This is a genomic window from Shewanella sp. SR44-3 (assembly GCF_014163735.1).
Classification (GTDB): Bacteria; Pseudomonadota; Gammaproteobacteria; order Enterobacterales; family Shewanellaceae; genus Shewanella.
The window spans coordinates 1-24,316 of the sequence record NZ_JACJDV010000039.1; the positions used below are offsets into that span (position 1 = coordinate 1).

The window sequence follows — 24,316 nt, forward strand, 5'->3', positions numbered from 1 at the left end:
AATGGCTTAGTCCCATTTGATTACATCATGGCTTGCCTTAATGAACTGTGCCAACCAGCACCGGATATAGACAGCCTGTTACCATGGAATTTTAAAAGATAGGTGTAGTTGCCCAGACGCTTACTAATAACTAAGCGAATGCCTAGTTCCATAGCTAATTTAATGCCTAAGTTAATGAAAATCGTCACGAAAGACTTCACCATAAATAATGAGTTCTCAATACAAAAGAAGGATTTATTTAATAAATGACGATGAACGCTAAGTTCTTGAAATAACAATTGACCGATTGAAAATAAACAGCCTATAGTGAGGTACATCCTTAATTAGGTAGGTAACTTATGACAGCAATCACTCATGTATATAACTACACAGTCAGATGCCCACACTACACAGAGAATGAAACACCGGCGACTTGGCTAAATCATATTGAAGTAAACCAATCTTGTGAAATCGCATTAAACCGCATCACCAAATGGCACGATTTGTCCGGTAATAAATCGTTTGAATTGGAAAACTTTGTGGTCAGAAAGGCCGATAATGAAGAAGCCTACTTCGCCATGCAAAGCGACCGTTTAAAGCATGATGGTCATGCCCTAGTCACCTTCAAAATATTCCTCGATAATTGCTGCCACGACGCATCACCACAAAGCATAATGCAGCATCTTATCAAAGATTATCAACATAGATTAGAGAAGGCCAACTCACTCGAAGCTGTCGCAGTTTAACCTTAAAGCGAATGGCCCTAAGCCTTATTGGTGTCAGCATAATGGCGGCACCAATAAGGTTTTTTTGTATCTATTACTAACCTGCGGCAGTAATGAAGCCAGTGAAGTCGCCTTTAAATACATAATGGCATCACGGAATTTAATGACCATGTCATGGCTATTGGTAAGACGATAATCTAAGCTCGTGGACTGTTTTTACCTAAACTTGTGGGCTTATCTTCTCTACACTTGTGATCCCTGCTGTGAGGTTAAAACGCATCGCTTCTTCAAATGACCATTCCACAGGAATTAGCTCTTCTTTGCGCACTAGGCTTGTCACCCCTGCCACTTGGTAGCTCAGCTGAAATAACACTGGCACCCAATCCCCTTCGGGTAAGGCGCTAAGCAGAGGTTCAGGCATAGCATCACTCATAATAAACCCCACCACATAACTGCCATTAGCCTGTTTTACTAGCACAGTTTTTTGGGTCTTAGGTTTACCGTCTCGACTCATTAATCCGGCGATATCGCGAATACTGCCATACACAGTCTTAAACAGCGGGAATCTCATCAGTTGACGTTCAATCCAGCTGTATACCCAGACAATGGGGCTCACAGAAAATAATAGCCCTGCCACAAACACTAAGCTTGCCACTAATGCAAAGCCTGCGCCCACGACAATCTTTTCAATCCCTAAGATCTCAAGTAATAACTGTCCCAAGCTGTCGAGGGAAATAAATAGCGACCAAAATAGCCAAATGGACAACACCATAGGCAATAAATTAGTCAGCCCACGGGCCAAGGTTGTTTTCATGGATGCTTCTCAAAATAAGTAAAGTGGCGCCATTGTGTATAAAAAAAAGCCCTAACTCAAGGGAGTTAGGGCAAAGTCATTTCAGGGATTAGCCAGCAAAAATATCATGCACTCGCTATTAACAAATAACGATTAACAACAAACGCTATTAAGATTAGCTATTCACATCTTTTTCCATATCCTCGTAGGAGGTATGGCGCACATCTTTACCTTTAACGTAGTAGATAATGTACTCACAGATATTCTTACAGCGATCCCCTACCCGCTCAATGGCACGTGCCGCCCAAAGTACATCTAGCACCCCTGGGATTGAGCGGGGGTCTTCCATCATATGGGTCATCAACTGCCGGATAATGCCTTCATATTCTTTATCAAGCTTGGCATCTTCCTTATGTAGCTCTAAGGCATTTTCAGCATCCATACGGGCTAATGCATCTAACGTGGAATGCAGCATACGGGTAGCATGGCGGCCCATATTGTCTATGCTCACCAACAACGGCTGCTGATTATTAGTGCGCTTATCTAGCGCCGCTTTAGCAATACGTACGCAAGCATCACCAATACGTTCAAGATCTGCAATCGTTTTAGAGATAGCAATAATAAGGCGTAAATCGCTGGCTGCAGGCTGGCGCTTAGCAATAATGCGGGTACATTCTTCATCGATAGACACTTCCATGCCATTCACTCGGTGATCCCCTTCAATGACCTTTTGAGCAAGCTCGGCGTCTAAAGTACTTAAGGCATCTAAAGATTGCTCAAGTTGACGCTCAACCAAGCCGCCCATGGCCAGCACTCGGTTGCGAATATCATCGAGCTCTGCATTGAACTGCCCTGATATATGTTTGTTTAAATTCATCTTTTCCATAATTTACTCTTCCAATTCATGACTGTGCGCAGCATTGATAACGTGACGAAAACAGCAGGTTTAACCGTAACGCCCAGTGATGTAATCTTCTGTTTTACGTTTTCTTGGGGTGGTAAAAATGGTGTTGGTATCGGCATATTCCACCAGCTCGCCCATGTACATAAAGGCGGTTTGATCAGACACCCTTGCCGCCTGTTGCATGTTGTGCGTCACAATCACCACAGTGTACTTGTCTTTAAGCTCAGTAATAAGCTCTTCGATAGTCAAGGTGGAGATAGGATCCAGCGCAGAAGTCGGTTCATCCAGTAACAAGACTTCTGGCTCAATGGCAATCGCCCGCGCTATAACTAGACGTTGCTGCTGACCGCCTGATAAACCAAAGGCGTTATCGTGCAGTCTGTCTTTCACTTCATCCCAAATCGCCGCGCCGCGAAGTGAGCGCTCTGCGGCTTCATCTAAATCTCGGCGGTTATTTAACCCTTGCAGACGCAGACCATAAACCACGTTTTCATAAATGGATTTAGGGAATGGATTTGGGCGCTGAAACACCATGCCCACGTTACGGCGTAAGGCGGCAACATCGACTTTTTTATCATAAATATTTTGCCCATGGAGCAAAATTTCACCTTTAATTTTGCAACTGTCGACCAAATCATTCATACGGTTGATGCAGCGCAGTAAAGTGGATTTACCACAGCCAGATGGACCAATAAAGGCAGTAACTTGTTTCTTTGGGATCTTCATCGACACATTAAATAGCGCCTGCTTGTCACCGTAGCTTAAATCTAAGTTACGGATCTCAAGGGCGGTATCCTGCGCCGATAAATGTTCTAAATCTATCGATTTTTCTTGCATAGCTCTTTGATCTATCGAAATCATCATAAGTCCTTAACGTCAGGATATCGTTAATTAATGTTCAAGCGAACGAAACTTTTCGCGTAAGTGATTACGCACACTAATGGCTGTTAAGTTAAGTGCAACAATCACAGACACCAATAAGAATGAGGTGGCGTAAACTAGCGGACGCGCCGCTTCTACGTTCGGGCTTTGAAAGCCCACATCATATATATGGAAGCCTAAGTGCATAAATTTACGTTCTAAATGCACAAAGGGGAAGTTCATGTCCAGTGGCAGCGTTGGCGCAAGCTTTACCACACCCACTAACATCAAGGGCGCCACTTCACCGGCTGCACGGGCGACCGCTAAAATAAGTCCAGTCATAATGGCAGGGCTTGCCATTGGAATAACAATCCGCCATAAGGTTTCAGCCTTAGTTGCCCCTAAGGCTAAACTGCCTTGGCGCACCGCGCTTGGGATACGGCTTAAGCCTTCCTCCGTTGAGACGATAACCACTGGCAAAGTCAAAATAGCCAAGGTCAGCGCCGACCAAATCACCCCAGGTGAGCCAAAGGTAGGTGCTGGCAAGGCTTCAGGATAGAAGAGTTGGTCAATGGAACCACCCAGCATATAAACGAAGAAACCTAAACCAAATACCCCGTAAACAATGGAAGGTACCCCCGCTAAGTTAATCACCGCGATACGGATCATCTTAGTGATGGGACCTTTTTTGGCGTACTCATGTAAATAAATTGCCGCGATAACCCCAAATGGCGTCACAATAACTGCCATCAGCATCACCATGAACACGGTACCGAAAATAGCTGGGAATACGCCGCCCTCAGTGTTGGCTTCACGGGGATCATCTACCACAAAACCGCCCACGCCTTTAAACCAATGCAGCAGTTTATCTAGGGTGCTCATGTCATTGACATAACTGACAGCAAGCACGGTATCTAACTTCAAGATAACCTCTTCACCGCGCATGTCCTTAATCACTACGCTGTCTCGGCTTGCAGCATCGCGTAAGGCAAATAAGCGTTTTTCTAACACTAGATAATCTGCATTCAATTGCGCAATTTGGGCTTCTATACTGGCTTTTTTCGCCTCAGTTAAATCGCCATCCAGCTCATGCTTACGCTCTTTAAGGCGTAAGCGCTCAATGCGATAGTTAATCGAACCTATGTCAGTTTTTTGTAAATCTAACGCCTCATCTGCAATGGCAACGCTACGGGCAATATGCGCATTCAGTGATGAACCTAAATCGCCTTCGGCTAACGCTAGGCGCTTGCCATCTTCAATCACGGCAATGGGATAACCGTAAAAGTTACCGTTTTTGGTGCGCTCAAATTTAGCCAGTCCAGAGGGCACCTCACGACTAATGATGTCTGTGGCTAAAATCCAGCGAAAATCTAAACCGACAAACTCACGATTACCTGTCTTAACCAAGTAACGGGTGACAAACTCGCCGGGTTGCTGCTGAAACTTATGCCCCGCTGAAATTAAACGCTCTGAGGGGACTTCTTCTCGGTCGTATATTTCACCGATCAAGGTGGCTTTTTGCCCTTGGCTGTCTTCAAGCTGCCACTGATATAGATCAGCAGGCCAAAAGTAGCTTAATCCGCGCCAAGCGATAAGCAGCAATAGTCCAAGCACCGCAATCAAACTAATACTAACGGCACCACCTGTCATCCAAATCCAAGGTGAACCTGATTTTACCCACTTACCCATTGCACACACCTCTTAAGGGAATTGGCGAAATAAATTTATTATTCAATACATTATGCATAGCACTCTCAACTTTTATCCCTAGCGTTACAGCGAACTGTAGCGTTCTCTTAATCGCTGACGCACAACCTCGGCGATAGTGTTAAAGAAGAAGGTGAAAATAAACAATACAAAGGCTGCCAGGAATAACACCCGATAATGGGAGCTGCCTATGGCAGATTCTGGCATTTCTACCGCGATATTAGCCGCTAAAGTACGCATACCTTCAAACACGCTCCACTCCAGGATTGCCGTGTTACCTGTGGCCATCAGTACTATCATGGTTTCCCCTACGGCGCGGCCAAGTCCCATCATGATGGCTGAGAAAATACCAGGGCTTGCAGTAAGTAACACAACACGGGTCAAGGTCTGCCAATTGGTGGCCCCTAATGCCAAGCTGCCGTTTGATAAGTGACGTGGCACAGAGAAGATGGCATCTTCAGCGATGGAGAAAATCGTTGGAATAACCGCAAACCCCATGGCAATACCAACAACCAGTGCATTACGTTGGTCGAACGTTATCCCGAGCTCATTGGTTATAAACTGACGGGTATCGCCGCCAAATAACACAAGCTCAACAGTAGGACTGATAGCAAAACAGAACCAACCCACAAAGATAATCACAGGAATAAGCATCAGCTCTTGATAAACTTCAGGTAAACGCTGTTTCCAGCGCCCAGGCAGTAGGCTCCAGCCAAATGCACTGGCTAAAATAGCGCTTGGCAGCAGCACTAGTAGCATGAAAATCCCTGGGAGGTGATCCTCAATTAAGGGCGCCAGCCATAATCCGGCTAAGAAACCTAAAATAACAGTCGGTAAGGCTTCCATGATTTCAATGGTAGGTTTCACTATGCTGCGCACTTTAGGCGACATAAAGTAAGCGGTATAAACAGCCCCAGCTACAGCTAAGGGCACTGCGAATAACATAGCGTAGAATGCAGCTTTCATGGTGCCAAAGGCCAGCGGCATCAAACTTAATTTAGCTTCAAAATCATCAGAGCCCGATGTGGATTGCCACACATATTGCGGCTCAGGATAGCCTTCATACCACACCTTTTCCCACATTGCGCTCCAGCTGACTTCTGGGTGGCTGTTATCAACCACAAACAAGTTAAGCGCCTTGTTGGTTTCTACGATTAAGGCATTAGAACGTGGGCTAAATGCCATATTAGTGGGGGATTCGAGTTCAAGCTTTTGCTGAAACAATGTGCGCTCACTGGTGGTATAAAGCAGTGATAATTGACCTTCTGCGCTCACCACTGCAAAGCTTTTACGGTAAAACTCAGTCGCGATGGCTGACATAGGCGCTAATTCATCAAAATGACGGATCAGCTTATATAAGCGGCCGCTATCACTATTAACCTGGAAATATTGTGCCACCCGCCCTGAGTCGTAATTCACCAGAATTGAGCTGGCGCCTGCCAATAATGACACTTGATTTACGGTATCTTGACCATTTCTCACATCGATAACTTGCAGCAAATCAATCGCATCAGCATCACGGGTGTTATATACATAAATTTTATCAGTACCGGGCAGAATAAGCTGGCTGTGATCTGGAGTTACCAAGGCATGGGTTTTATTGGTCGGCGCATCTTCAATGATGGATTCGCTGGCGTTCCACTCAACCTCCTCAGTCATCATATTTTCTTCGCCTTCTTGGCGATTGAAACGCCATTGACCATCAGCGTCTTGATAAGCAAAACTCATGCGGCTGTCGCTGTAATCAAAAGCCAGATTATAAACCGCTGAATCCGTGGATAGATTAAGCGGCGCTTCGCCATTGGGGTAGCGCAATTTGGGGGTGATAAGCCGTTGGTTATCTGGGTAAGTCACCGCAAAATCAACATCAACAACCAGTACTTTTCCAGAGCTTAATCCAAGGGCGAATCGTTGCTCATTAGGAGAAGATTTAGCGCTGCTGGTTACGGTAACACCATCACTTAACCGTGGTTTTTGTGAACTAATCAGTTGGCCGCTGGCCACAGAGTAAAAATCAACTTCGCCATTATTTTTTACCCTAAAGGCGATTTCATTTTGCTCGTCTGTGCCTATCATCAAGCTTGGGGTTTGAGTGTCAGCTAAACTGATTTCAGTTAGAGGGCGAACATCTGCACCATCAAAAATCGGCTTAATCACGTAAAGTAAGTAAAAGAAAATCAATAATAAGGCTACAAATACTAAGGTGCCACCTATGGTAACACCCACTTCGGCCGTCTTATCCTTAAATGCCCTGCTTTTTGCCTTACTGCCGCCTAAAATCTTGCTCGCTGCAGAAGTCGGCTGACTTACCTGACTTTCCATTAAGAACCTCTATAATTTAATCGATAACGATATTTCGCTAGGATTGTGAATTTGGCTGTGTTAATACTTTGTTGTGTAACTTATAGGTTCAAGCTGAGACCTATTGGTTAACTCATTAATTTATGTCGCTAAACTAACGGCTCAAATTAATAAGCGATAATAGAGATAGCCCGAAAACACAGAAGACCATTCATTAATGGCGCAAATTATATTACGCAAACATGACAATAGTGTTACAGCAAAGAAATGCTCAGTTCAGAGGAGAAATAAAATATGATCCGTTATTTGATAACGCTACAAGCAACTGATAGAAAAGGATTAGTTGAACAAATTGCTAACACCATCAGTCATCATGGTGGTAACTGGTTAGACTCTGAAATGCGTCATATCGACGGTATTTTTGCGGCTATATTACAATTAGAAATCGCAGAACAAAAATGGGATGAACTCCTAGAAGCCCTAGAATACCTTGAAGGCTTGAGCCTGACATTCGCCAAGACCAGTGTCACTCCTAAGCCCATCAAGCGTTTGAGCTACAATTTAGTCGCCTATGACAGACCCGGACTAGTATTGGAAATTTCTAATAAAATTAGTGCACTGGGAATAAACATTGAAGAATTCAGCAGCCAATTTGAAACCGCCAGTCACACAGGTGTTGCCTTATTTCGTGCCACTTTCGGCCTAGGGTTAACCGATCCATCACAAGAAGCATTATTAACTGAATCCCTCTATGCCATGGGTGATGATGTAGTGTTAGATAAACTCAGTAAAAGCGCATGAGCCTTAGGTTATGACCTAAATGAGGCTAGCCTTCCAACTGAGGTTAAACTCAGCTCAAGCCTCTGGTAAACTAGCGCAGAAATACTCAAATATTGGAATGTCATGCTTGGAACCCTAAAAAAACTGCGCAGCCGCCTTGATGAAGCGGATGTGGTGCAGTATAGCCTGGTCGTTGGTGACAACGAGCTCCCTTTAAACCCGCTAATTGGTCAAACCTTGACCCTAACCCACACAGGTAATATTTTTTGTTGTAACTGTGGCAGAAAAACTAAAAAAAGTTATTCTCAAGGTCATTGCTTTCCTTGCATGCAAAAGCTTGCCAGCTGCGATTTATGCATTATGAAGCCTGAGACTTGTCATTTCGATAAAGGCACTTGTCGTGAGCCGCAGTGGGCTCAATCCCATTGTTTTGTACCTCACTATGTTTATCTGTCAAATACCTCTGGCATTAAGGTCGGCATTACCCGACACAATCAAATTCCAACTCGCTGGATAGATCAAGGCGCCACTCAAGGCTTAGCCATCTTTAAGGTCTCTACTCGGCAGTTATCTGGGCTTATTGAAGTTGAGTTAGCCAAGCTGGTTAAAGACAAAACTAATTGGCAAGCGATGTTAAAAAGCAATGCTGATGATATTGATTTAACTCAGCAAGCCCAGTTGCTTATTCCACAAATAGAGCAAAGGCTGAATGAACTTGCCATGGAAAAAGGCGATTACAAAATAGAACGCCTTGAGGACAACATTCAACAGATTTGCTATCCCGTGGAGCAATTCCCTAAAAAAGTCAGCTCACATAACTTTGATAAAGACCCTATCGTAAGCGGTACTTTGGTCGGCATTAAAGGCCAGTATCTGATTTTTGATACTGGGGTGATTAATATCCGAAAATTTAGCTCCTACGAAGTAAATGCAAACAGCTAACGCTAGTTAACCAGCTAGAAACAGCCACAAAAAAGAGCCGACTGCGGCTCTTTTTTATTTATAACGTCCCCCCATTTTAAAAGAGGTGATACCAATCAGTTTAGTTAAGTTTAAACTGCCCCACTAAAGCAATTAACTTAGTGTTAGATTGGGCTAAGGTATTGGCATTGCTTAAGCTAGTGTCAGAGTTTATGACCAGTTTATTAACCATATCGCGGATCATGGTCATATTCTGATTAATATCTTCCGCCACCGCGCTTTGCTCTTCGGCAGCGGTTGCAATTTGATCGCCAATGTCAGTGATTTCAACAATAGTGCCACTCATCACATCTAAGTGTTCAGACACCCCTGCGGTATTTTTAGCTGCTGTTTCACAACTAATTTTAGTGCCTTGCATATCACTCATCACTTGAGCAGAAGCTTGACTTAGATTATCCAGCATCACATTGATTTCATCTGTGCTGGTGCGCGTACGCGCTGCTAGTGCCCGCACTTCATCGGCAACCACAGCAAAGCCTCGGCCCTGCTCTCCAGCTCTTGCAGCTTCAATGGCAGCATTTAGCGCAAGCAAGTTAGTTTGCTCAGAAATATCGCCAATAACCTTTAAAATAGCATTAATATTTTGGGTGTCATTGTTCATTTTCTGAATGCTTTCAGCCATCCCATCCACTTCGTGAATAAGTGAGCTCATGCTAGCCACTGCGGTAGTCACTACGACTTTCGATGATTGTGCTGCTTGATTAGTTTTACGGGTATAGGTCGCTGCTGTGGCGGCGTTCTGCGCGACAGACTCAGCTGTCGCACTCATTTCAGTCACAGCGGTAACGACTTGATCCGTTTCCACTGCATGCTGATTGAGTACTCGGCTATTTTCTGTGACTGAATGCTTGACTAAATTAAGGCCATCAGACATCACAACAGAGGCTGCCTCAACTTCTAGCATCATTTCTCGTAAGTTACTGATGAATTTATTTATCCCACTAGCAATAATGCCTAAATCATCGGCGGAATGGACAGTTAATTGATGGGTTAAATCACCATCACCAGAACTTAAGCCTAAGATCATCTCTTTAAGCTCCAGAATGGGTCGATATAAATAATTCAGTAATAGAATTAATATTGGAATAGCGATAATGATCGATAACAAGGTGGTTAAGGCAGCACTTAACGTGGCCTGTTCCACTTTCTCATAGGCAACCGATTTATCAAGGGCGATTAACATGTGCCATTGCACGCCATTAAGCAGAGGCACGACTCGGAAATAACTTACCTTATCGACCCCCATCAAGCTCAACTCATGGCTGCCATTACCTTGGGAAAACATCGCTTGCTCCAGGCTCACCAATTGAGGATGATTTGAGAGTTTTTGCCCAGGCTTATCAGCTTCTCCTGTTGAGGCTATGGTGCGCATTTGATGATCGTAAATAGCCACGATAGCACCAGGGAAATTCACTTGTTTTAACAACTGTGTTAATTGCCTAAGTTCGATGCGACTGGCTAATACTCCCATTTTTAGCGGCGCCACCAAATATAAATAGGCATCACCGCTGGCGTTATCAAACATCACCTCAGAAATACTCACCTTGGCCGTTTTTTTAGCCAATTCGAACCATGCCGCTTGAGAAGCACTACCCTCTATGCTTATCCCCTGTGAATATATTTCTCCACTATCTAAGCCGACAAACAGATTGGATAAACCATTACTGCTAACAATAAGCGCTAACGCACTTTTTAACTGCTCAGCGTCGCTGATCGCATTTAAGTCAGGCACTGAGTTTTGAATAACATTAAGTGTTTTTTTCACCCAAGATTCAATTTTATAGGCTTCTAACTCAATAATTTGATTCGACAAGCTTTCTACTTGGCTAATTTTATCGGTACGGTAGGCTGATAATGACAGTGTTTGTATGCTTATTAAGGTCAGTGTAATCATGGCCACAGCGCCAAAAATTATCTTGCCTTTAAATCCTAGTTTCAAAATAGCTCCCTAAATCAATAACAGCAACTCATTAATTAGAAATTAATTAACGTAATAGAAATTAAATTACAACATTAGAATTAATAGTATCGCTATACATAGGAATGGTAAATATTTATGAAAGTAAATTTCTGAAAAGAATCATATTGCGTACACTTTGCACACAAATTGAGTATAAAAGTAATCCGTTATGATGCTTTCAAACACAAGAGTATGAAAAGCTTTCATAAATAATAATGAATACCAGCATTAATATTTGATTAAATTAGCAGAATGACACGCAATTTCTACCGGCATTTTTAGCTTGATATAAGGCCAAGTCGGCGCTTTTAACTTGGTTGTTAAAAGATTGTTCAGGGTGGGATAGCGCCACGCCAACACTGATAGAAAACCTCAGTTCAATACCTTTAAAATTAAATATTTTGTCATCTATACTAGCCCTTAGACGCTCAGCAATTAATATTGCATCCTGTTTCTGGCTATTAGGTAAAATGAGTAAAAACTCCTCCCCACCAACACGGCCTAAAATATCCTGTTGTTTAAGAAAATGTTTAGCACGTTGAGCCACCGCCCTGATGGCCATATCACCAATATCATGGCCATGAGAATCATTAATGCGTTTAAAATTATCAATATCAAACATGATTACCGCCAGGGTCTGTCCCTGTTTTCGGCTATGACTATGCAGTGTCTCTCCTTCCTCCATGGTGTAGCTGCGACTGGCGATACCAGTTAAGTAATCGGTCTGAGATCTATGTTTAAAATGCCGTCTCGACTGATACAAAAATGCCATAAGACTTAATAGCACCAGAACCAGTAGCAAAGTTAACCATAGAGTTAAACGGGTGATTTGCTGCTCATCATGCTGAGCATTAAGAGCTAGCCTTTTGATTTCTAATTGATTTTCAAGTAAGCGATTCTGATGTTCCGCTACCTTAGAATTATGCTCTAAAGCCGAATAAATGATCCCATTATTAATAAAATCAGCAAATTTTGTGCGTTCATCATTAATGGTTTTAAGCAACAAATTAACTGCATCAATCGTTTTACCTTCGCCAAGCAAGCCAATGGCTTCAATGGCCATTTGCAGATCTTTCTTACTGTGGGCACCTTGGCTAACATCGTTAAAACGCTTAGCCCAATGAATGGCCTGCTTTTTATCGCCAAGTTGCAAATAAGCAATGGCTAGAAATGCATAACTTGTGTGGACAAAATAAGCTTCACTTGTGCTATTTTCCAGCGCTATGGCTTGTTTTAAATGTACAATCGCCTCTATGAAGTCATAGCTATACAGCCAACGTTGCCCTAGGTTGTATTGATAGAAAAACTCAAAATCCTTAAACTTAAAATCCTTAAGGTTACTCTTTTCCACTACCAAGGTTTTCATCTGAGCCAAATAGCCATCAGCCTCCTGCCAGAGGGATAAATTCACTGACTCACCAATCAAGTTATGAAGCATATTAAACATGTCTTGGGTGTCATCAACTTGCTGCCACAACTCAAATGCTTGCTTGTAAAAGGTTAACGCACGTCTATGGAGTCCATTATCCCGATAGAGAGTCGCAGAAGCGTTATAAATCATGGCTTGGCGATTATTAGATAATTGATTTGCTCTGGCGATATCTAATGCTTCATCTAATAACATCAAACCGACATTAAAATTTTGTGCATTGTTAAAGCAAAATGCATTAAGGCTTAATGCTTTAACCAGCAATTCGGGGTCATTGAGTTTTCTGGCATGGGTTAGAGCGATATTTCTATCTTGGCAATACAGGCTAGCATCGTTGCTATTAAGATAGACAATATAGGAGCGTTCAAGGTAGCTGTTAACCAATAAAGCGCTTAGGGGTAAAGGCTCAAGCATATGGATAGCTTGAGTGTAAGATGCTGCTGCACCATCCAATTTTCCTAGGGCTTCTTGCTCGATGGCAAGTAAATGCAGCCACTGAGCTTGTTTGAGTAACGGCAAACTTTGCGCAACTAACGCTTGAGTTTTTAAATAGCTTAATCTTTGCTTAGCATCACTTAAGGTCGCCGAATGGCTAATAATTTGCTGGATAACATCATCTTGTGGCGTATCCTTGATTGCAGCTTGCTCCTCCTCAGCAAATACAGGGGCATTCATTGCCAGTAAACACCAACAGAGCATGGAAATAATCACAACAACACGCTGCATAGGGTGCTCCATAGCGGCTAAAATCGACAAAGACAATCATCAGGGAGAATTATATTGCTATAACCATAGTTCAAGTCTACCTCATCGCAACCCCTTGAATAACTTAGTTGATTAGTTTTTATTCTCCCACGGCGTGGTAGCGCTCATATCACTAAGATCATAAGGGGTTAACTGATACACATAATAGTTGAGCCAATTGCTCACAAGTAACGAGCCATGGCTGTGCCAGCGGGCGATAATATCTTGTTCTGGATTGTCATCACGAAAATAATTACAAGGAACCTTTGGCTTTAAACCTTCATTGCTATCACGAATAAATTCATCACTTAAGGTGTTTTTTTGATACTCAGGGTGACCTGTGACAAACAGGTTACGATTATCCTTACTTAACACTATATAGGCGCCAGCATCAGAGGATTCAGCCAGCACATCAAGTCCATCATGTTGTTTTAATTCCTGTAAGTTCATTTGTGCAAAGCGTGAGTGAGGTGCATAAAACTCATCATCAAAACCACGTAGCAAGGGATGCGGCGCTTGAGTACGGCTGTGATTAAATACTCCTGAGCACTTTTCTGCTAACACTTGTCGCTGCAAACCATACAAATGATATAAGGCCGCGTGTGCTGCCCAGCACAGGAACAGCACTGAAGTAACATGAGTCTGAGACCAATCGATGATCTCGCAGATATGATCCCAATAGCTAACATCTTCAAAATCAATTTGCCCTAAGGGCGCACCTGTGATGATAAGGCCGTCGTAATTGTGCTGGCGTACTGCTTCAAAATCACAATAGAAATTATTCATGTGATCCAATGAAGTATGTTTGGAGGTTTTATCATGAATGCGCAGCAAATCCACATTCACCTGTAGGGGCGTATTACCTAATAAACGCAGCAACTGAGTTTCAGTCTCAATTTTATTGGGCATTAAGTTAAGGATAAGCACTCGCATGGGACGAATATCCTGATTCGCGGCGCGGGTTTCTGACATCACAAAGATATTTTCAGATTCTAAAATACTCGCCGCGGGTAAATCATCGGGGATCCTGACTGGCATACTCGCCTCCTAGTAAGATATTCATCATAGTCACTTTCACATCATAAGCAAGGACGTCTAGATGTCTACTATGTTTTTTGTTTTTACCATGAGAATTTTTCCGCTTTGCTTACTCATCAACTAAGGCAAATCAACTTAGCCATAGGTAAGAAATAGCGCTACACGTTTCCGCCGCAACCATCCCATGCCTTTTGCATATTCCACGCTATAAAACTGATACTTGTTATCAATCTTTCTTGTCTGAGTACATCTTGATACTTTTCATAACGATAGGTTTCCCAGCTAAATCATGATCCTAAGTCATAGCCCTAAGTCATAGCCCTAAGCCATCTCCCTCAACTCAGTCGTGATTTTTACCCGCTTACACATTCCCGTTATTGAACCTAGGTTCAATCGTTACACACCAGCGAAAAAGAGCCCTCAAATAGAGCCAAATAACGCAATACTGGCTCAAATTTACTATCAATTTTATTGATACCTAGCCTAAAAAAGTCTCAATATTATTTTAAATTTTATTCTGTATTCTGTTGTTAAGCAAATGGCTGAAAAACAAGTAAGCACCATAAATTCAAGGAGTTAACCATGTACATTTGTTATATCAACCCAGCTCTCTTTAGCGCGCCCCTTCCCTTTGACGGCTCCCTTTTTTTTGGCGCCAATAATGCCTTAGGGAAGACATCATGATAGAAGAACGCGCTCAAGGGGCGAACTTACAGCGGCTTAATAGCAGCCAAATCAGTTATCTCACTCTAGTGGACAACGCCGCAGGGATGAGCCCATTTCAACAAGCGGCCGCGTATGGACAAGCCAAAGTCACCAAGCATTTTGGACAATCATTTGGCTTGTCTGTATTTGCCGGAGCCTTCATTTCGCTGGCATTCGTCTTTTACCTTACCGTCACAACGGGCTCAGCTCAAAGCTCATGGGGCTTAGTCAGATTTTGTGGTGGGCTAGCTTTTAGCTTAGGGCTCATTCTGGTGGTTGTACTGGGCGGTGAACTCTTTACTAGCACAGTATTGAGCACCATTGCTTGGGCACAAAAACGAGTGACTACAAGGCAGTTACTTAGCTGCTGGACGCGGGTCTATTTAGGCAATTTATGCGGTGCCATGCTGGTACTAATCTTGGTCATGATGTCAAAAATGTATCTTCTGGATAGCAACGCATGGGGGCTTAATGCATTGCTGGTTTCACAGCACAAAATCCACCATGATTGGAGTCAAGCATTTGCCCTAGGCACCTTATGTAACTTACTGGTGTGCCTTGGTGTCTGGATGACCTTTAGCAGTAAAGATGCCTTAGCTAAATCTTTACTGCTTATATTACCCGTAGCCATGTTCGTCTCCAGCGGCTTTGAACACAGCATTGCTAACTTATTTATGGTGCCACTGGGTATTGCCATTCACACCTTTGCTGGAAATGAATACTTCAGTGCCTTAGGGCTGATGCCACAAACATTTGCAGACCTTAGCATCAGTAACTTTGTGCTTCATAACCTTATTCCCGTGACCCTAGGTAACATTCTCGGCGGCGCGGTATTTGTAGGTTTAGGTTATTTTTGGATAGACAAAGCCAATACAAAAATAGCTAACCAAGTGCCATCCTTGCTGCTGGATCCCCCTCCCCAAGCTCATGATAAAACGAATCCACACTCCATGAATCACTCTACTGTAGTTCCACCTTCTGTAAACAAGTACCAAGCAGAGCAATATCGCCCTAATCAGCCACCATCAAGTCAAGAGGACTTAGCCATGCATAATAAAATTCAAAAACTTATCATCAGCGAACTAATGGACACTCAACCTACTAGCCTTTTAGCAGATACCAGTATTTATCAAGCCGTTATCTTGTTAGCAAAGAATAATGTTCGCAGTGCACCTGTTGTCGACACTGATAAGCAGCTATTAGGATTTATCTCAGAGCAAGATCTCATGCGCTCACTTTGGTCTGAAGAACTTTCCTCACAATTGCCCACTACTGTAAAAGATATTATGCAGACCAAGATGCTCACAGTTGCACCAACTGAAAAGGTGGTGCAGCTGCTAGAATTTATGGTGGTCGATAAGAAAAAACTCTTTCCGGTAACGGATTCAGGCATGTATATCAATGGTAACTATCAAAGCTATGAAGCACGCTTACGTGATGCCGCAGCTGTTGTGCCTAGTGCTTATCCTGTGGTTGAAAATGGTCGTTTATGTGGGATTATCCGCCGCGAAGCCCTGATGCAAATGTTAGCCAATTTATACAGGCCTAAACATCAAGAGACTAGCCGTACGGCTGAGCAACAATCTGTGGCATAAGCTTATTTCCCCCAGTAAATTTAAGCAGATAAAAAAACAGGAGCCAATTGGCTCCTGTTTTTTATGATTTTTACTTAACCTGTTTATTATTAGTACAACCTAATAACGCCAGTTTTAGAAGCTATAACCTATGCTGACCATGTAAACCCATGGGTCAATATCAGTTTCAACTTTCTGAGCTGCGCCGCCCATATCAAAAGTCACATCGGTTTGTATTTTTGCATACCACACTGACGCATTCACTAACCAATCTTTATTCACTTGGTAATCAACGCCCACTTGGCCGGCTACGCCCCAAGATGAGGTCATGCTTAAGTTGGTGAGTGCGCCATTTAAATCATTAGTAAATTCATTGTCATAGAAGTTAGTGAAGTTAACACCTAAACCGATATAAGGACGAATAACGCTATTGGCCTGACCGAAATAGTACTGGGCAACTAATGTTGGTGGCAAATGCTTAGTTTCAGCAATCTTACCTAAAGCCCCTAGGGAAATATCATGACTAAAAGGCGTCGCCGCTAATAGCTCAACACCGATATTATCTGTCACCATGTAAGCAAAGTTAAGACCTAACTGAGTGTTAGTATCAACAGTGAATTCATCCACAGTGGCAACCACAGGGCTTGATTCATTTGGTGCTACGGTTGCGATACCTGCACGAACAATAATGTCTCCTGCTTGGTGAGCTTGAGCAACATTAGCAAAGCTTGCAGTAACAAGACCAGCAGCGAGTAAAGCTAGGGTGATTTTATTATTCATTTTACTACTCCATTGGGGCGACAGACAGATATGAATCCTCATATCCTTTAACAGTTGCGGCTACTCTGCCTGATAAGTTCCCTTGGAATATTGATCTGGATCAAAACTAAATGCAGCACCTAAGACTTCAGGCTAGAGTCATGATCTCACTCACAAAAAATAGTCTTCAACTATCTTATTAGGTGATTTACTCGCCAACTTGAATGGGCATAATCGTGAGTTTTGGGTAGCGCTCAAGCCAAGACTTTTCCGTTAGTCGAGATTGAAACACCTGATATTGACGCTTGGGATTATGGCTCAGTTGCAGCCCAAACAAGCTTTCTAAGCCGAATGCAGACTCTAAATGAAATTCATAGGAAATGAGATTAGGTTCAAGCCGTACGCCAATGGCGGTTTCTTTCTCAGGCCAATGCCCCATGGAATCGACAAGGTCCACATAGGGCTTATCGCCATTGCGGCTGTGCATACGGTGCTGATTTTTAACTGACCATGTAAACTCATCACCTAATTGCTGAAATTGCTGCTCGATATCAAGATCCCGAACTTTAGAGCTGTCCTTCGGGCAAAAATAGATAAAATCTATATCGGCTTTCACCCCAGATCCGCTAAGGCTTGATGGGTAACCATGAAGTTTGTCCCACACCAAATTACGCACAAAGCCTGCAGCAATTAGCCAGTGTTCTATGCGGTTCTGTTTGGCAATATTAAGCCCAGCATGCAAGGCATACATACGCTCATCATCATGCTGTAGCCAATGAAATAACTGGGCTTGCTGTGAAACAAAGCTAGATGTTAGTGACATGCCATCTCCTAAAATCGCCCTTCTTTCTCATTTAAAGCCAGCGCTTAGGTTAACTTGCATCACTCTGCGCTTCTGGCGCTGCTTGCTTGAATGCTTCAAGCTTTTCGCACTCATTAAAGACTCGCATCAGTTCAGGGTAAGCTTCTAACGGCACATTAAAACGCTTGGCATTATAAACCTGCGGCACCAAACATAAATCGGCGAGGCTAACATTGTCACCAAAGCTGTAACGGCCGCTGTAGCGAGTTAACAATAACTCATAGGCGGCAAAACCTTGCTCAATCCAATGGTGATACCACTTAAGTTTAGCGGCTTCATCTAGGCCCATTTCATCGACTAAATACTGCAACACTCGCAGATTATTTAATGGATGAACCTCGCAGGCAATGGATTGCGCCATGGCGCGCACTATGGCCTTATCTTCAAGGTTTGCCGGTAACAAGGCGATGTGTGGATGCTTTTCATCTAAATATTCTATGATGGCCATGGATTGCGACAAGCTAAACTCACCGATTTCATTGCTGTCTATTAAGGTTGGCACTAAATGTTGTGGATTAAGCTCGGCATACTCTGGGCTGTGCTGCTCGCCGCCATTTTTCACTAAATGCACCGAAATGTGCTCAGCACTTAAACCTTTAAGATTCAGTGCAATACGCACCCGGTACGCTGCGCTTGAGCGCCAATAACCAAACAGTTTCATCTGTAATAATCCTTCTAATTCAATGAAATAGATAAAAATCATCTAACTGGAACAGATCCAATTGTCATTTTTAATAACAAAAAGGGCCTGAACCTAAGCCCATAGCCCTTTATTAATTAATCCAACCGATCTCTGCAATCAGCCAAAATAGCGCTTCTAGCCCTTATATTGGACCACTTTTTGATCGATAGCACCAAAGATGCTGACATTGTTGTCATCAAACATCTCGATGCGCACCTTATCGCCAAAATGCATAAATGGGGTACTGGCTTTGCCATCCTGGATGATTTCAAGCATGCGTTTTTCAGCAAGACAGCTCGAACCTGCGCTGCGATCATAATTTGAAATAGTGCCTGAACCAATAATCGCGCCGGCGCCTAATGGTCGGCTCTTAGCCACGTGTGCGACTAACTGACTGAAATTAAAAGTCATGTCTACACCTGCATTAGGGCGACCAAATAACTCATTGTTTAGGTGAGTCACTAATGGCAAATGTACTTTCGAATCTTGCCACTTGTCGCCGAGTTCATCTGGGGTGATGGCCACAGGAGAAAAACTGCTCGATGGCTTAGATTGGAAGAAACCAAAGCCCTTAGCCAATTCACCAGGGATAAGGTTACGCAGTGACACATCGTTCACTAGCATAAGCAGCTTAATGTGATCCCTGGCATTGTCAGCATTCACGCCCATAGGCACGTCATCAGTGACGATAGCGATTTCAGATTCAAAATCTATGCCCCAGTCTTCACTTGCCATCTCGATATCGGCAGTCGGTGCGATAAAGCTGTCAGAGCCGCCTTGATAAACCAAAGGATCTGTCCAGAAGGTTGCAGGCATTTCAGCGCCGCGAGCCTTACGTACTAGCTCAACGTGATTAACATAGGCGCTGCCATCGGCCCATTGGTAAGCACGTGGCAAGGGTGACAAGCATTTGCTTTGATCAAACGCAACCGCGTTATCCATTTGACCGTCATTTAAGGCTTCGTAAAGTTCTTGCAGTTGCGGCTTAAGCAGTGCCCATGCATCAAGCAATTGCTGCATAGTGTGAGCGATAGCAGGAACAGCGACAGCCTGGGTAAGATCGCGGCTCACTAACATTAACTGACCATCGCGACGTCCATTGTTATAACTTGCAAGTTTCATTGTTGCTCCTACTTATATTGTGTTTGGCCAAGGCAGAAAACAGCCTCTATGGCGCTAGAAATACCTTAAGCGCAGTCAAATTCCTATAGCGTGCGCAAAATCACATTTTATCTTGCGCTGCCCTTTTATGTAAACTTTTCAATACAAACCAAGCTAAGCAACTTATATCAGTCACTTAGCTTGGGTTAATGCTCAAAAAGTAACAGGGATTGGCACTAATTCGTTACATGGTGTTAGCGCTTCTTGGTTATTCGATAATCCCGAAGTTTATTAGCAATCGCAGTGTGCGAAACCCCAAGCTTTTTCGCCAATTGACGGGTGCTAGGATAAGCGGGATACAAACGTCTCAATAGCCCAGCTTCATACTCTTTCATGGCATCATCTAAACTGCCTTCAAACTTTTCATCAAAATAGCCAAAACCTTCGGCGTATGACGGCAGTTTTAGCTGCTCAACCGTAAGCTCAGTGGCACCATCCCACATGGATACAGCTCTAAACACTGCATTTTTAAGCTGGCGTACATTACCGGGCCAAGCATAGCTAAATAGGTAATCTCGACAACTGGCAGAGATCCGCCTTAAGGGGCTAGATAACTGCTGGCTGTAATGCTCAAGAAACATCTCAGTCAGTGGGATAACATCCACTTTTCGCTCTCGAAGCGCGGGCATATGATAGCTAAGCACATGAATGCGATAATACAGATCTTCTCTAAATTCATCGGTTTGGCAAAGCTCTGCGAGATTTTTTTGGGTCGAGCAAATGATGCGTACATCGGCGCGCACTTCTTCATCGCCGCCAATGCGTCTGAAGCTGCCATCTTGCAAGAAACGCAGCAACTTCACCTGAGCCGTCTTGGACATCTCGGCGATTTCATCTAAATACACAGTGCCGCCACTGGCTTCATCGAATAAGCCACGCTTCACCACTGTGCCTTGGTTTACAAAGCCAAACAGTTCTTCTTCAGCGGCGCTGTCAGGCAGGGCGGCGCAATTAATGGCAATAAACGGCTTTTCACGGCGCATGCTGGCATCGTGACTGGCTCTGGCCATCAACTCCTTGCCAGTGCCTGTTTCACCTGTGATAAGCAGAGGCGCATCGAGCTGAGCCATGCGCCCAGCCTGCTTGAGCACGTCTTTCATCTTATCGCTCATGGCTAACACACTATCAAAGCCCGTGGTCTGGTTTTGCAAGGCATTAAATTGCTTACCCACCCTAGCGGGGGATTTAAGTGATACCACGGCGCCGGCAAGAATTTGGCTGTCGTTTTCATCGGGGAGGTAAATTGGCAGCATTTCAGCTAGGTATTCATTGGTGCCTATGGTCACTCGAGTGGCTTGCGCTAGCACTTCAGGCTCGCTTAACCAGCGGCCAAAGTTAACACCTTGTACCCAATGATTAAGGGACTCATCAAGCACTTCTCGCTCATTCATGCCCAAGGTCAATAACGCTGATTCATTAACGATACGAATACGGCCTTTGGCATTAATGGAAAATACTGAGTCAGGCAAGGTTTGCAGTAAGGTTTTAAGGGCGTAATGCTCTTGCTCTGAGGGCATAAAGGAGACAGTACGGACATCATGCACACTTTCCACTTTACGAATTAGCGGCATAAGCTCCCGCAGGGTTTCAAAACTGATTTCAGCAAACTGTAAGTACAAAAATCCACGATTACTGGCGTCGATGGCGATAAGGTTAATGCCATAACGTTCTAAGATCACCAGAATATCTTTCGCTAAGCCGACACGGTCGTTACAACTGACTTCCAAACGCATGATGCAGCTATTCCTTTTTATTATGTTTTTTGGAATGGGTAATGATTTTATTGGAATTAAGGCGTGTTACTGAAGGAAGTTAATGCGTCAGAACTCGTCTTTTGCGGATACGTTAGAAGGTTATGCAGCAAGTGGCAAGTCTTGTTTACAGACCACTGTATACGCTATAAAAAAAACAGCAGCTTACGCAAAGGTAAACTGCTGTTTTTTATCAGATAAAGAATTAATCAAGCAACTGGTCTGTCTTGGCAGCCATGATAAAGTCATTCTTATGTAGGCCTTTAATTGAATGCGACCACCAAGTCACAGTGACCTTGCCCCACTCTGTTAATATACCGGGATGGTGAAACTCGGCTTCAGCCAAGTCAGCAAGCTGGTTAGTGAATACCATGGCAAGCTTAAAGTTTTTAAATTTATAGACTCTTTCTAATTGCATTATGCCATCGCGCACTTCGACGCCCCAATCTGGGATCAATCGAATCAACTCTGCTAATTCTTGATCTGACACTTTAGGTGCATCAGCTTGGCAAGCTTCACACTTCATGCTGGTTAACGCGTTCATAACAACTCCTGTTTCATCTATTCTGGGATCTTTTTCTGTATTGGCACTTTGTTAACTTAGGTGTAACCGTTAACTGACCTTCACTTTTGGGGCAAACTTAGGCGCTAATAAGCCTAGTTCCTGCGCTTTTTTCACGTAGGCCATAATGTCCATGTTGGCGATTTCATCGAGATAATCAACAGATTCAATCACATAATATACCGGCTGCATGATATCGATTCTATAAGGTGTGCGCAGTACTTCAAGCAAATCAAAAGGTTTGCGCTCGGGGGCATCGCTCAAAGCATACAAGGTTTCACCCGGTGAACTGAGAATGCCACCGCCATAAATATTCAATGGCTCGCCTTTGCCCTGCACTAGGCCAAACTCTATGGTGAACCAATAAAGACGGGCTAAATAAACTCGTTCTTCTTTCGATGCCGCTAGGCCCAATTTGCCATACATGTGCGAGAAATGCGCAAAGGCGGGGTTGGTCAGTAAAGGACAATGGCCGAATATTTCATGAAATATATCAGGCTCTTGTAAATAATCGAATTCTTCTTCGCTGCGAATAAAAGTCGCCACTGGGAATTCTTTATTCGCCAGTAACTCAAAAAAACGCCCAAAAGGGATCAGTGCAGGTACGGCGGCAGTTTTCCAACCCGTCGCTTGCTGCAGCACGGTATCAATGTCGCCTAATTGAGGAATGCTGTCTTTTGACATCTTTATTGCATCTAAGCCATGCATGTAGGCATCGCATGCGCGGCCCGGCATGTTAGTCACTTGGCGTTCATAGAGTCGCTGCCAAATGCGGTTTTCTTCGGGGCTATAATCAATAATGCCATTCGCATCTGGAGTGTGAGAAATGTATTTTGTTGCCATTTTGATAAGTTCCACTTTACGTCAACTTCACTCTCTCCATAGTGTGCTATGGCGCACACTTTGTTAACTCCTTGGAACTTTATAGTCCTGAGGCTTGAGCTTTAAAATTGTAAACTTAAACATACAAAGTCAAGATTTAACGCTTAATAAACAATAAATTCATAAAGATACAAACATCACAAAAAACAGGTCAAACTCTCAATTAAGCTCATTTCAATACCACGCCTTTGCAATTTCACATGCAATTTCACTTAAGTTAGTTACAATGTCTGCATTATTCAGGTTTGTATCGCGATATTAGGTTATTCATGAAGACTCATCTCGTCCGTAAGGCTGTGATCCCTGTTGCAGGCCTTGGCACTCGCATGTTGCCGGCCACTAAGGCCATTCCCAAAGAAATGCTCCCTATAGTGGATAAACCCCTTATTCAATACGTGGTTGCAGAAGCTATCGCAGCTGGTATCAAAGAAATCGTATTGGTGACCCACGCCAGTAAAAACTCCATTGAGAACCATTTCGATACCAGTTTTGAACTTGAAGCCCAATTAGAGCGGAGGGTGAAACGCCAGCTGTTAGAAGCGGTGCAATCTATTTGCCCTAAAGATGTGACAGTGATCAGCGTGCGCCAATCTCAAGCTAAAGGCCTAGGCCACGCGATTTTGTGTGCTAAGCATGTGGTGGGTGATAATCCGTTCGCAGTGCTATTACCAGACGTACTCGTGGATGAAGCCAGCTGCGATCTTCGCTGTGATAACCTTGCCAAGATGGTTAGCCTATTCGATGAGACTCAAGTGGGTCAAATCATGGTGGAAGGCGTAGCTCACGCTGTAGTAGATCAGTACGGCATAGCCGATGTTAATGGTCATGACTTGAAGCCGGGTGAGTCTAAGCCGCTCATTGAGCTAGTTGAAAAGCCTAATATAGATGATGCGCCCTCAAACCTCGCGGTTGTCGGCCGCTATGTACTCCCTGCTGAAATTTGGCCCTTATTAGCTAAAACCCCTGCGGGCGCTGGGGATGAAATTCAGCTCACAGATGCTATCGCCATGCTAATGCAACAACAAACAGTCAATGCCTATGCCATGGAAGGTAAAAGTCATGATTGCGGCAATAAGCAAGGCTATATGCGTGCCAATGTTGAATATGCCCTGCGTCATGCTGAAATCGGTGATGAATTTAACCACTACCTTAAAGCTTTAATTAAGGAGCTATAAC

At 43.6% G+C, this 24,316-nt stretch carries 20 protein-coding genes; 5 read left to right on the forward strand and 15 right to left on the reverse strand.

Going from position 1 to position 24,316, the window contains the following annotated elements:
* Positions 1–338 precede the first annotated feature (338 nt).
* Positions 339–725 carry a cytoplasmic protein gene (locus tag H5073_RS15020; RefSeq protein ID WP_182680380.1) on the forward strand — a complete coding sequence of 129 codons (387 nt, stop codon included), beginning with the start codon at positions 339–341 and terminating at the stop codon, positions 723–725.
* A gap of 199 nt (positions 726–924) precedes the next feature.
* On the opposite strand, the gene H5073_RS15025 is transcribed toward H5073_RS15020, so the two are convergent.
* From H5073_RS15025 to H5073_RS15045, 5 genes are all read right to left on the reverse strand, one after another.
* Positions 925–1,518, reverse strand: a complete 594-nt coding sequence (locus tag H5073_RS15025) for a DUF502 domain-containing protein (protein WP_182680381.1) — start codon at positions 1,516–1,518, stop codon at positions 925–927.
* Positions 1,519–1,672: 154 nt separating this feature from the next.
* Positions 1,673–2,383, reverse strand: a complete 711-nt coding sequence (gene phoU / locus H5073_RS15030; protein WP_182680382.1) for a phosphate signaling complex protein PhoU — start codon at positions 2,381–2,383, stop codon at positions 1,673–1,675.
* Positions 2,384–2,443: 60 nt separating this feature from the next.
* Positions 2,444–3,262, reverse strand: coding sequence for a phosphate ABC transporter ATP-binding protein PstB (pstB, locus tag H5073_RS15035; protein WP_182680383.1), 819 nt, complete (start codon positions 3,260–3,262; stop codon positions 2,444–2,446).
* 30 nt (positions 3,263–3,292) lie between these two features.
* Positions 3,293–4,951, reverse strand: coding sequence for a phosphate ABC transporter permease PstA (gene pstA / locus H5073_RS15040; protein ID WP_182680384.1), 1,659 nt, complete (start codon positions 4,949–4,951; stop codon positions 3,293–3,295).
* 84 nt (positions 4,952–5,035) lie between these two features.
* Positions 5,036–7,291: an ABC transporter permease subunit gene (locus tag H5073_RS15045; protein ID WP_182680385.1), complete on the reverse strand. Its 2,256-nt coding sequence runs from the start codon at positions 7,289–7,291 to the stop codon at positions 5,036–5,038.
* 273 nt (positions 7,292–7,564) lie between these two features.
* Between H5073_RS15045 and H5073_RS15050 the strand changes: the two genes are divergently transcribed.
* Together H5073_RS15050 and H5073_RS15055 are read left to right on the forward strand one after the other, a co-directional pair.
* The gene (locus H5073_RS15050) at positions 7,565–8,071 is read left to right on the forward strand and encodes a glycine cleavage system protein R (RefSeq protein ID WP_182680386.1); all 507 of its coding nucleotides are present in this window, start codon (positions 7,565–7,567) and stop codon (positions 8,069–8,071) included.
* A gap of 102 nt (positions 8,072–8,173) precedes the next feature.
* On the forward strand, positions 8,174–8,992 hold the full coding sequence (locus tag H5073_RS15055; RefSeq protein ID WP_182680387.1) for a DUF2797 domain-containing protein: 819 nt from the start codon (positions 8,174–8,176) through the stop codon (positions 8,990–8,992).
* Positions 8,993–9,092: 100 nt separating this feature from the next.
* On the opposite strand, the gene H5073_RS15060 is transcribed toward H5073_RS15055, so the two are convergent.
* The 3 genes from H5073_RS15060 to metA form a co-directional block, all read right to left on the reverse strand.
* Positions 9,093–10,970 carry a methyl-accepting chemotaxis protein gene (locus H5073_RS15060; protein WP_182680388.1) on the reverse strand — a complete coding sequence of 626 codons (1,878 nt, stop codon included), beginning with the start codon at positions 10,968–10,970 and terminating at the stop codon, positions 9,093–9,095.
* A gap of 265 nt (positions 10,971–11,235) precedes the next feature.
* On the reverse strand, positions 11,236–13,146 hold the full coding sequence (locus H5073_RS15065; protein ID WP_182680389.1) for a tetratricopeptide repeat-containing diguanylate cyclase: 1,911 nt from the start codon (positions 13,144–13,146) through the stop codon (positions 11,236–11,238).
* A gap of 111 nt (positions 13,147–13,257) precedes the next feature.
* Positions 13,258–14,202: a homoserine O-succinyltransferase gene (gene metA / locus H5073_RS15070; RefSeq protein ID WP_182680390.1), complete on the reverse strand. Its 945-nt coding sequence runs from the start codon at positions 14,200–14,202 to the stop codon at positions 13,258–13,260.
* A 680-nt stretch (positions 14,203–14,882) separates the two neighbouring features.
* Between metA and focA the strand changes: the two genes are divergently transcribed.
* Complete coding sequence (gene focA, locus H5073_RS15075) at positions 14,883–16,502, forward strand: formate transporter FocA (RefSeq protein ID WP_259394917.1); 1,620 nt, start codon at positions 14,883–14,885, stop codon at positions 16,500–16,502.
* A gap of 114 nt (positions 16,503–16,616) precedes the next feature.
* Here focA and ompW read toward each other — a convergent pair whose 3' ends face one another.
* From ompW to phhA, 7 genes are all read right to left on the reverse strand, one after another.
* Positions 16,617–17,261, reverse strand: coding sequence for an outer membrane protein OmpW (gene ompW, locus H5073_RS15080; protein WP_182680391.1), 645 nt, complete (start codon positions 17,259–17,261; stop codon positions 16,617–16,619).
* 187 nt (positions 17,262–17,448) lie between these two features.
* A complete protein-coding gene (locus H5073_RS15085; RefSeq protein ID WP_182680392.1) occupies positions 17,449–18,063 on the reverse strand; it encodes a nucleotidyltransferase family protein in 615 nt (204 codons plus the stop codon).
* Between the two features lie 49 nt (positions 18,064–18,112).
* A complete protein-coding gene (maiA, locus tag H5073_RS15090) occupies positions 18,113–18,763 on the reverse strand; it encodes a maleylacetoacetate isomerase (RefSeq protein ID WP_182680393.1) in 651 nt (216 codons plus the stop codon).
* 156 nt (positions 18,764–18,919) lie between these two features.
* Positions 18,920–19,906, reverse strand: a complete 987-nt coding sequence (locus H5073_RS15095; RefSeq protein ID WP_182680394.1) for a fumarylacetoacetate hydrolase family protein — start codon at positions 19,904–19,906, stop codon at positions 18,920–18,922.
* 233 nt (positions 19,907–20,139) lie between these two features.
* Positions 20,140–21,678: a transcriptional regulator TyrR gene (gene tyrR, locus H5073_RS15100; protein WP_182680395.1), complete on the reverse strand. Its 1,539-nt coding sequence runs from the start codon at positions 21,676–21,678 to the stop codon at positions 20,140–20,142.
* Between the two features lie 223 nt (positions 21,679–21,901).
* Complete coding sequence (locus H5073_RS15105; RefSeq protein ID WP_182680396.1) at positions 21,902–22,240, reverse strand: 4a-hydroxytetrahydrobiopterin dehydratase; 339 nt, start codon at positions 22,238–22,240, stop codon at positions 21,902–21,904.
* A gap of 69 nt (positions 22,241–22,309) precedes the next feature.
* Positions 22,310–23,101, reverse strand: coding sequence for a phenylalanine 4-monooxygenase (phhA, locus tag H5073_RS15110; RefSeq protein ID WP_182680397.1), 792 nt, complete (start codon positions 23,099–23,101; stop codon positions 22,310–22,312).
* A gap of 308 nt (positions 23,102–23,409) precedes the next feature.
* Between phhA and galU the strand changes: the two genes are divergently transcribed.
* Positions 23,410–24,315 (forward strand): UTP--glucose-1-phosphate uridylyltransferase GalU, encoded by a 906-nt coding sequence (galU, locus tag H5073_RS15115; RefSeq protein ID WP_182680398.1) that lies wholly within the window; start codon positions 23,410–23,412, stop codon positions 24,313–24,315.
* Position 24,316 lies beyond the last annotated feature (1 nt).

Coding starts and splice junctions, on each gene's coding strand:
- tyrR (WP_182680395.1), bottom strand. CDS start 21,678: ATGCGTTTGGAAGTCAGTTGTAACGACCGTGTCGGCTTAGCGAAAGAT.
- H5073_RS15020 (WP_182680380.1), top strand. CDS start 339: ATGACAGCAATCACTCATGTATATAACTACACAGTCAGATGCCCACAC.
- H5073_RS15055 (WP_182680387.1), top strand. CDS start 8,174: ATGCTTGGAACCCTAAAAAAACTGCGCAGCCGCCTTGATGAAGCGGAT.
- ompW (WP_182680391.1), bottom strand. CDS start 17,261: ATGAATAATAAAATCACCCTAGCTTTACTCGCTGCTGGTCTTGTTACT.
- H5073_RS15105 (WP_182680396.1), bottom strand. CDS start 22,240: ATGAACGCGTTAACCAGCATGAAGTGTGAAGCTTGCCAAGCTGATGCA.
- focA (WP_259394917.1), top strand. CDS start 14,883: ATGATAGAAGAACGCGCTCAAGGGGCGAACTTACAGCGGCTTAATAGC.
- H5073_RS15085 (WP_182680392.1), bottom strand. CDS start 18,063: ATGTCACTAACATCTAGCTTTGTTTCACAGCAAGCCCAGTTATTTCAT.
- H5073_RS15045 (WP_182680385.1), bottom strand. CDS start 7,291: ATGGAAAGTCAGGTAAGTCAGCCGACTTCTGCAGCGAGCAAGATTTTA.
- galU (WP_182680398.1), top strand. CDS start 23,410: ATGAAGACTCATCTCGTCCGTAAGGCTGTGATCCCTGTTGCAGGCCTT.
- maiA (WP_182680393.1), bottom strand. CDS start 18,763: ATGAAACTGTTTGGTTATTGGCGCTCAAGCGCAGCGTACCGGGTGCGT.
- H5073_RS15025 (WP_182680381.1), bottom strand. CDS start 1,518: ATGAAAACAACCTTGGCCCGTGGGCTGACTAATTTATTGCCTATGGTG.
- H5073_RS15050 (WP_182680386.1), top strand. CDS start 7,565: ATGATCCGTTATTTGATAACGCTACAAGCAACTGATAGAAAAGGATTA.
- H5073_RS15095 (WP_182680394.1), bottom strand. CDS start 19,906: ATGAAACTTGCAAGTTATAACAATGGACGTCGCGATGGTCAGTTAATG.
- H5073_RS15065 (WP_182680389.1), bottom strand. CDS start 13,146: ATGCAGCGTGTTGTTGTGATTATTTCCATGCTCTGTTGGTGTTTACTG.
- pstB (WP_182680383.1), bottom strand. CDS start 3,262: ATGATTTCGATAGATCAAAGAGCTATGCAAGAAAAATCGATAGATTTA.
- phoU (WP_182680382.1), bottom strand. CDS start 2,383: ATGGAAAAGATGAATTTAAACAAACATATATCAGGGCAGTTCAATGCA.
- phhA (WP_182680397.1), bottom strand. CDS start 23,101: ATGGCAACAAAATACATTTCTCACACTCCAGATGCGAATGGCATTATT.
- metA (WP_182680390.1), bottom strand. CDS start 14,202: ATGCCAGTCAGGATCCCCGATGATTTACCCGCGGCGAGTATTTTAGAA.
- pstA (WP_182680384.1), bottom strand. CDS start 4,951: ATGGGTAAGTGGGTAAAATCAGGTTCACCTTGGATTTGGATGACAGGT.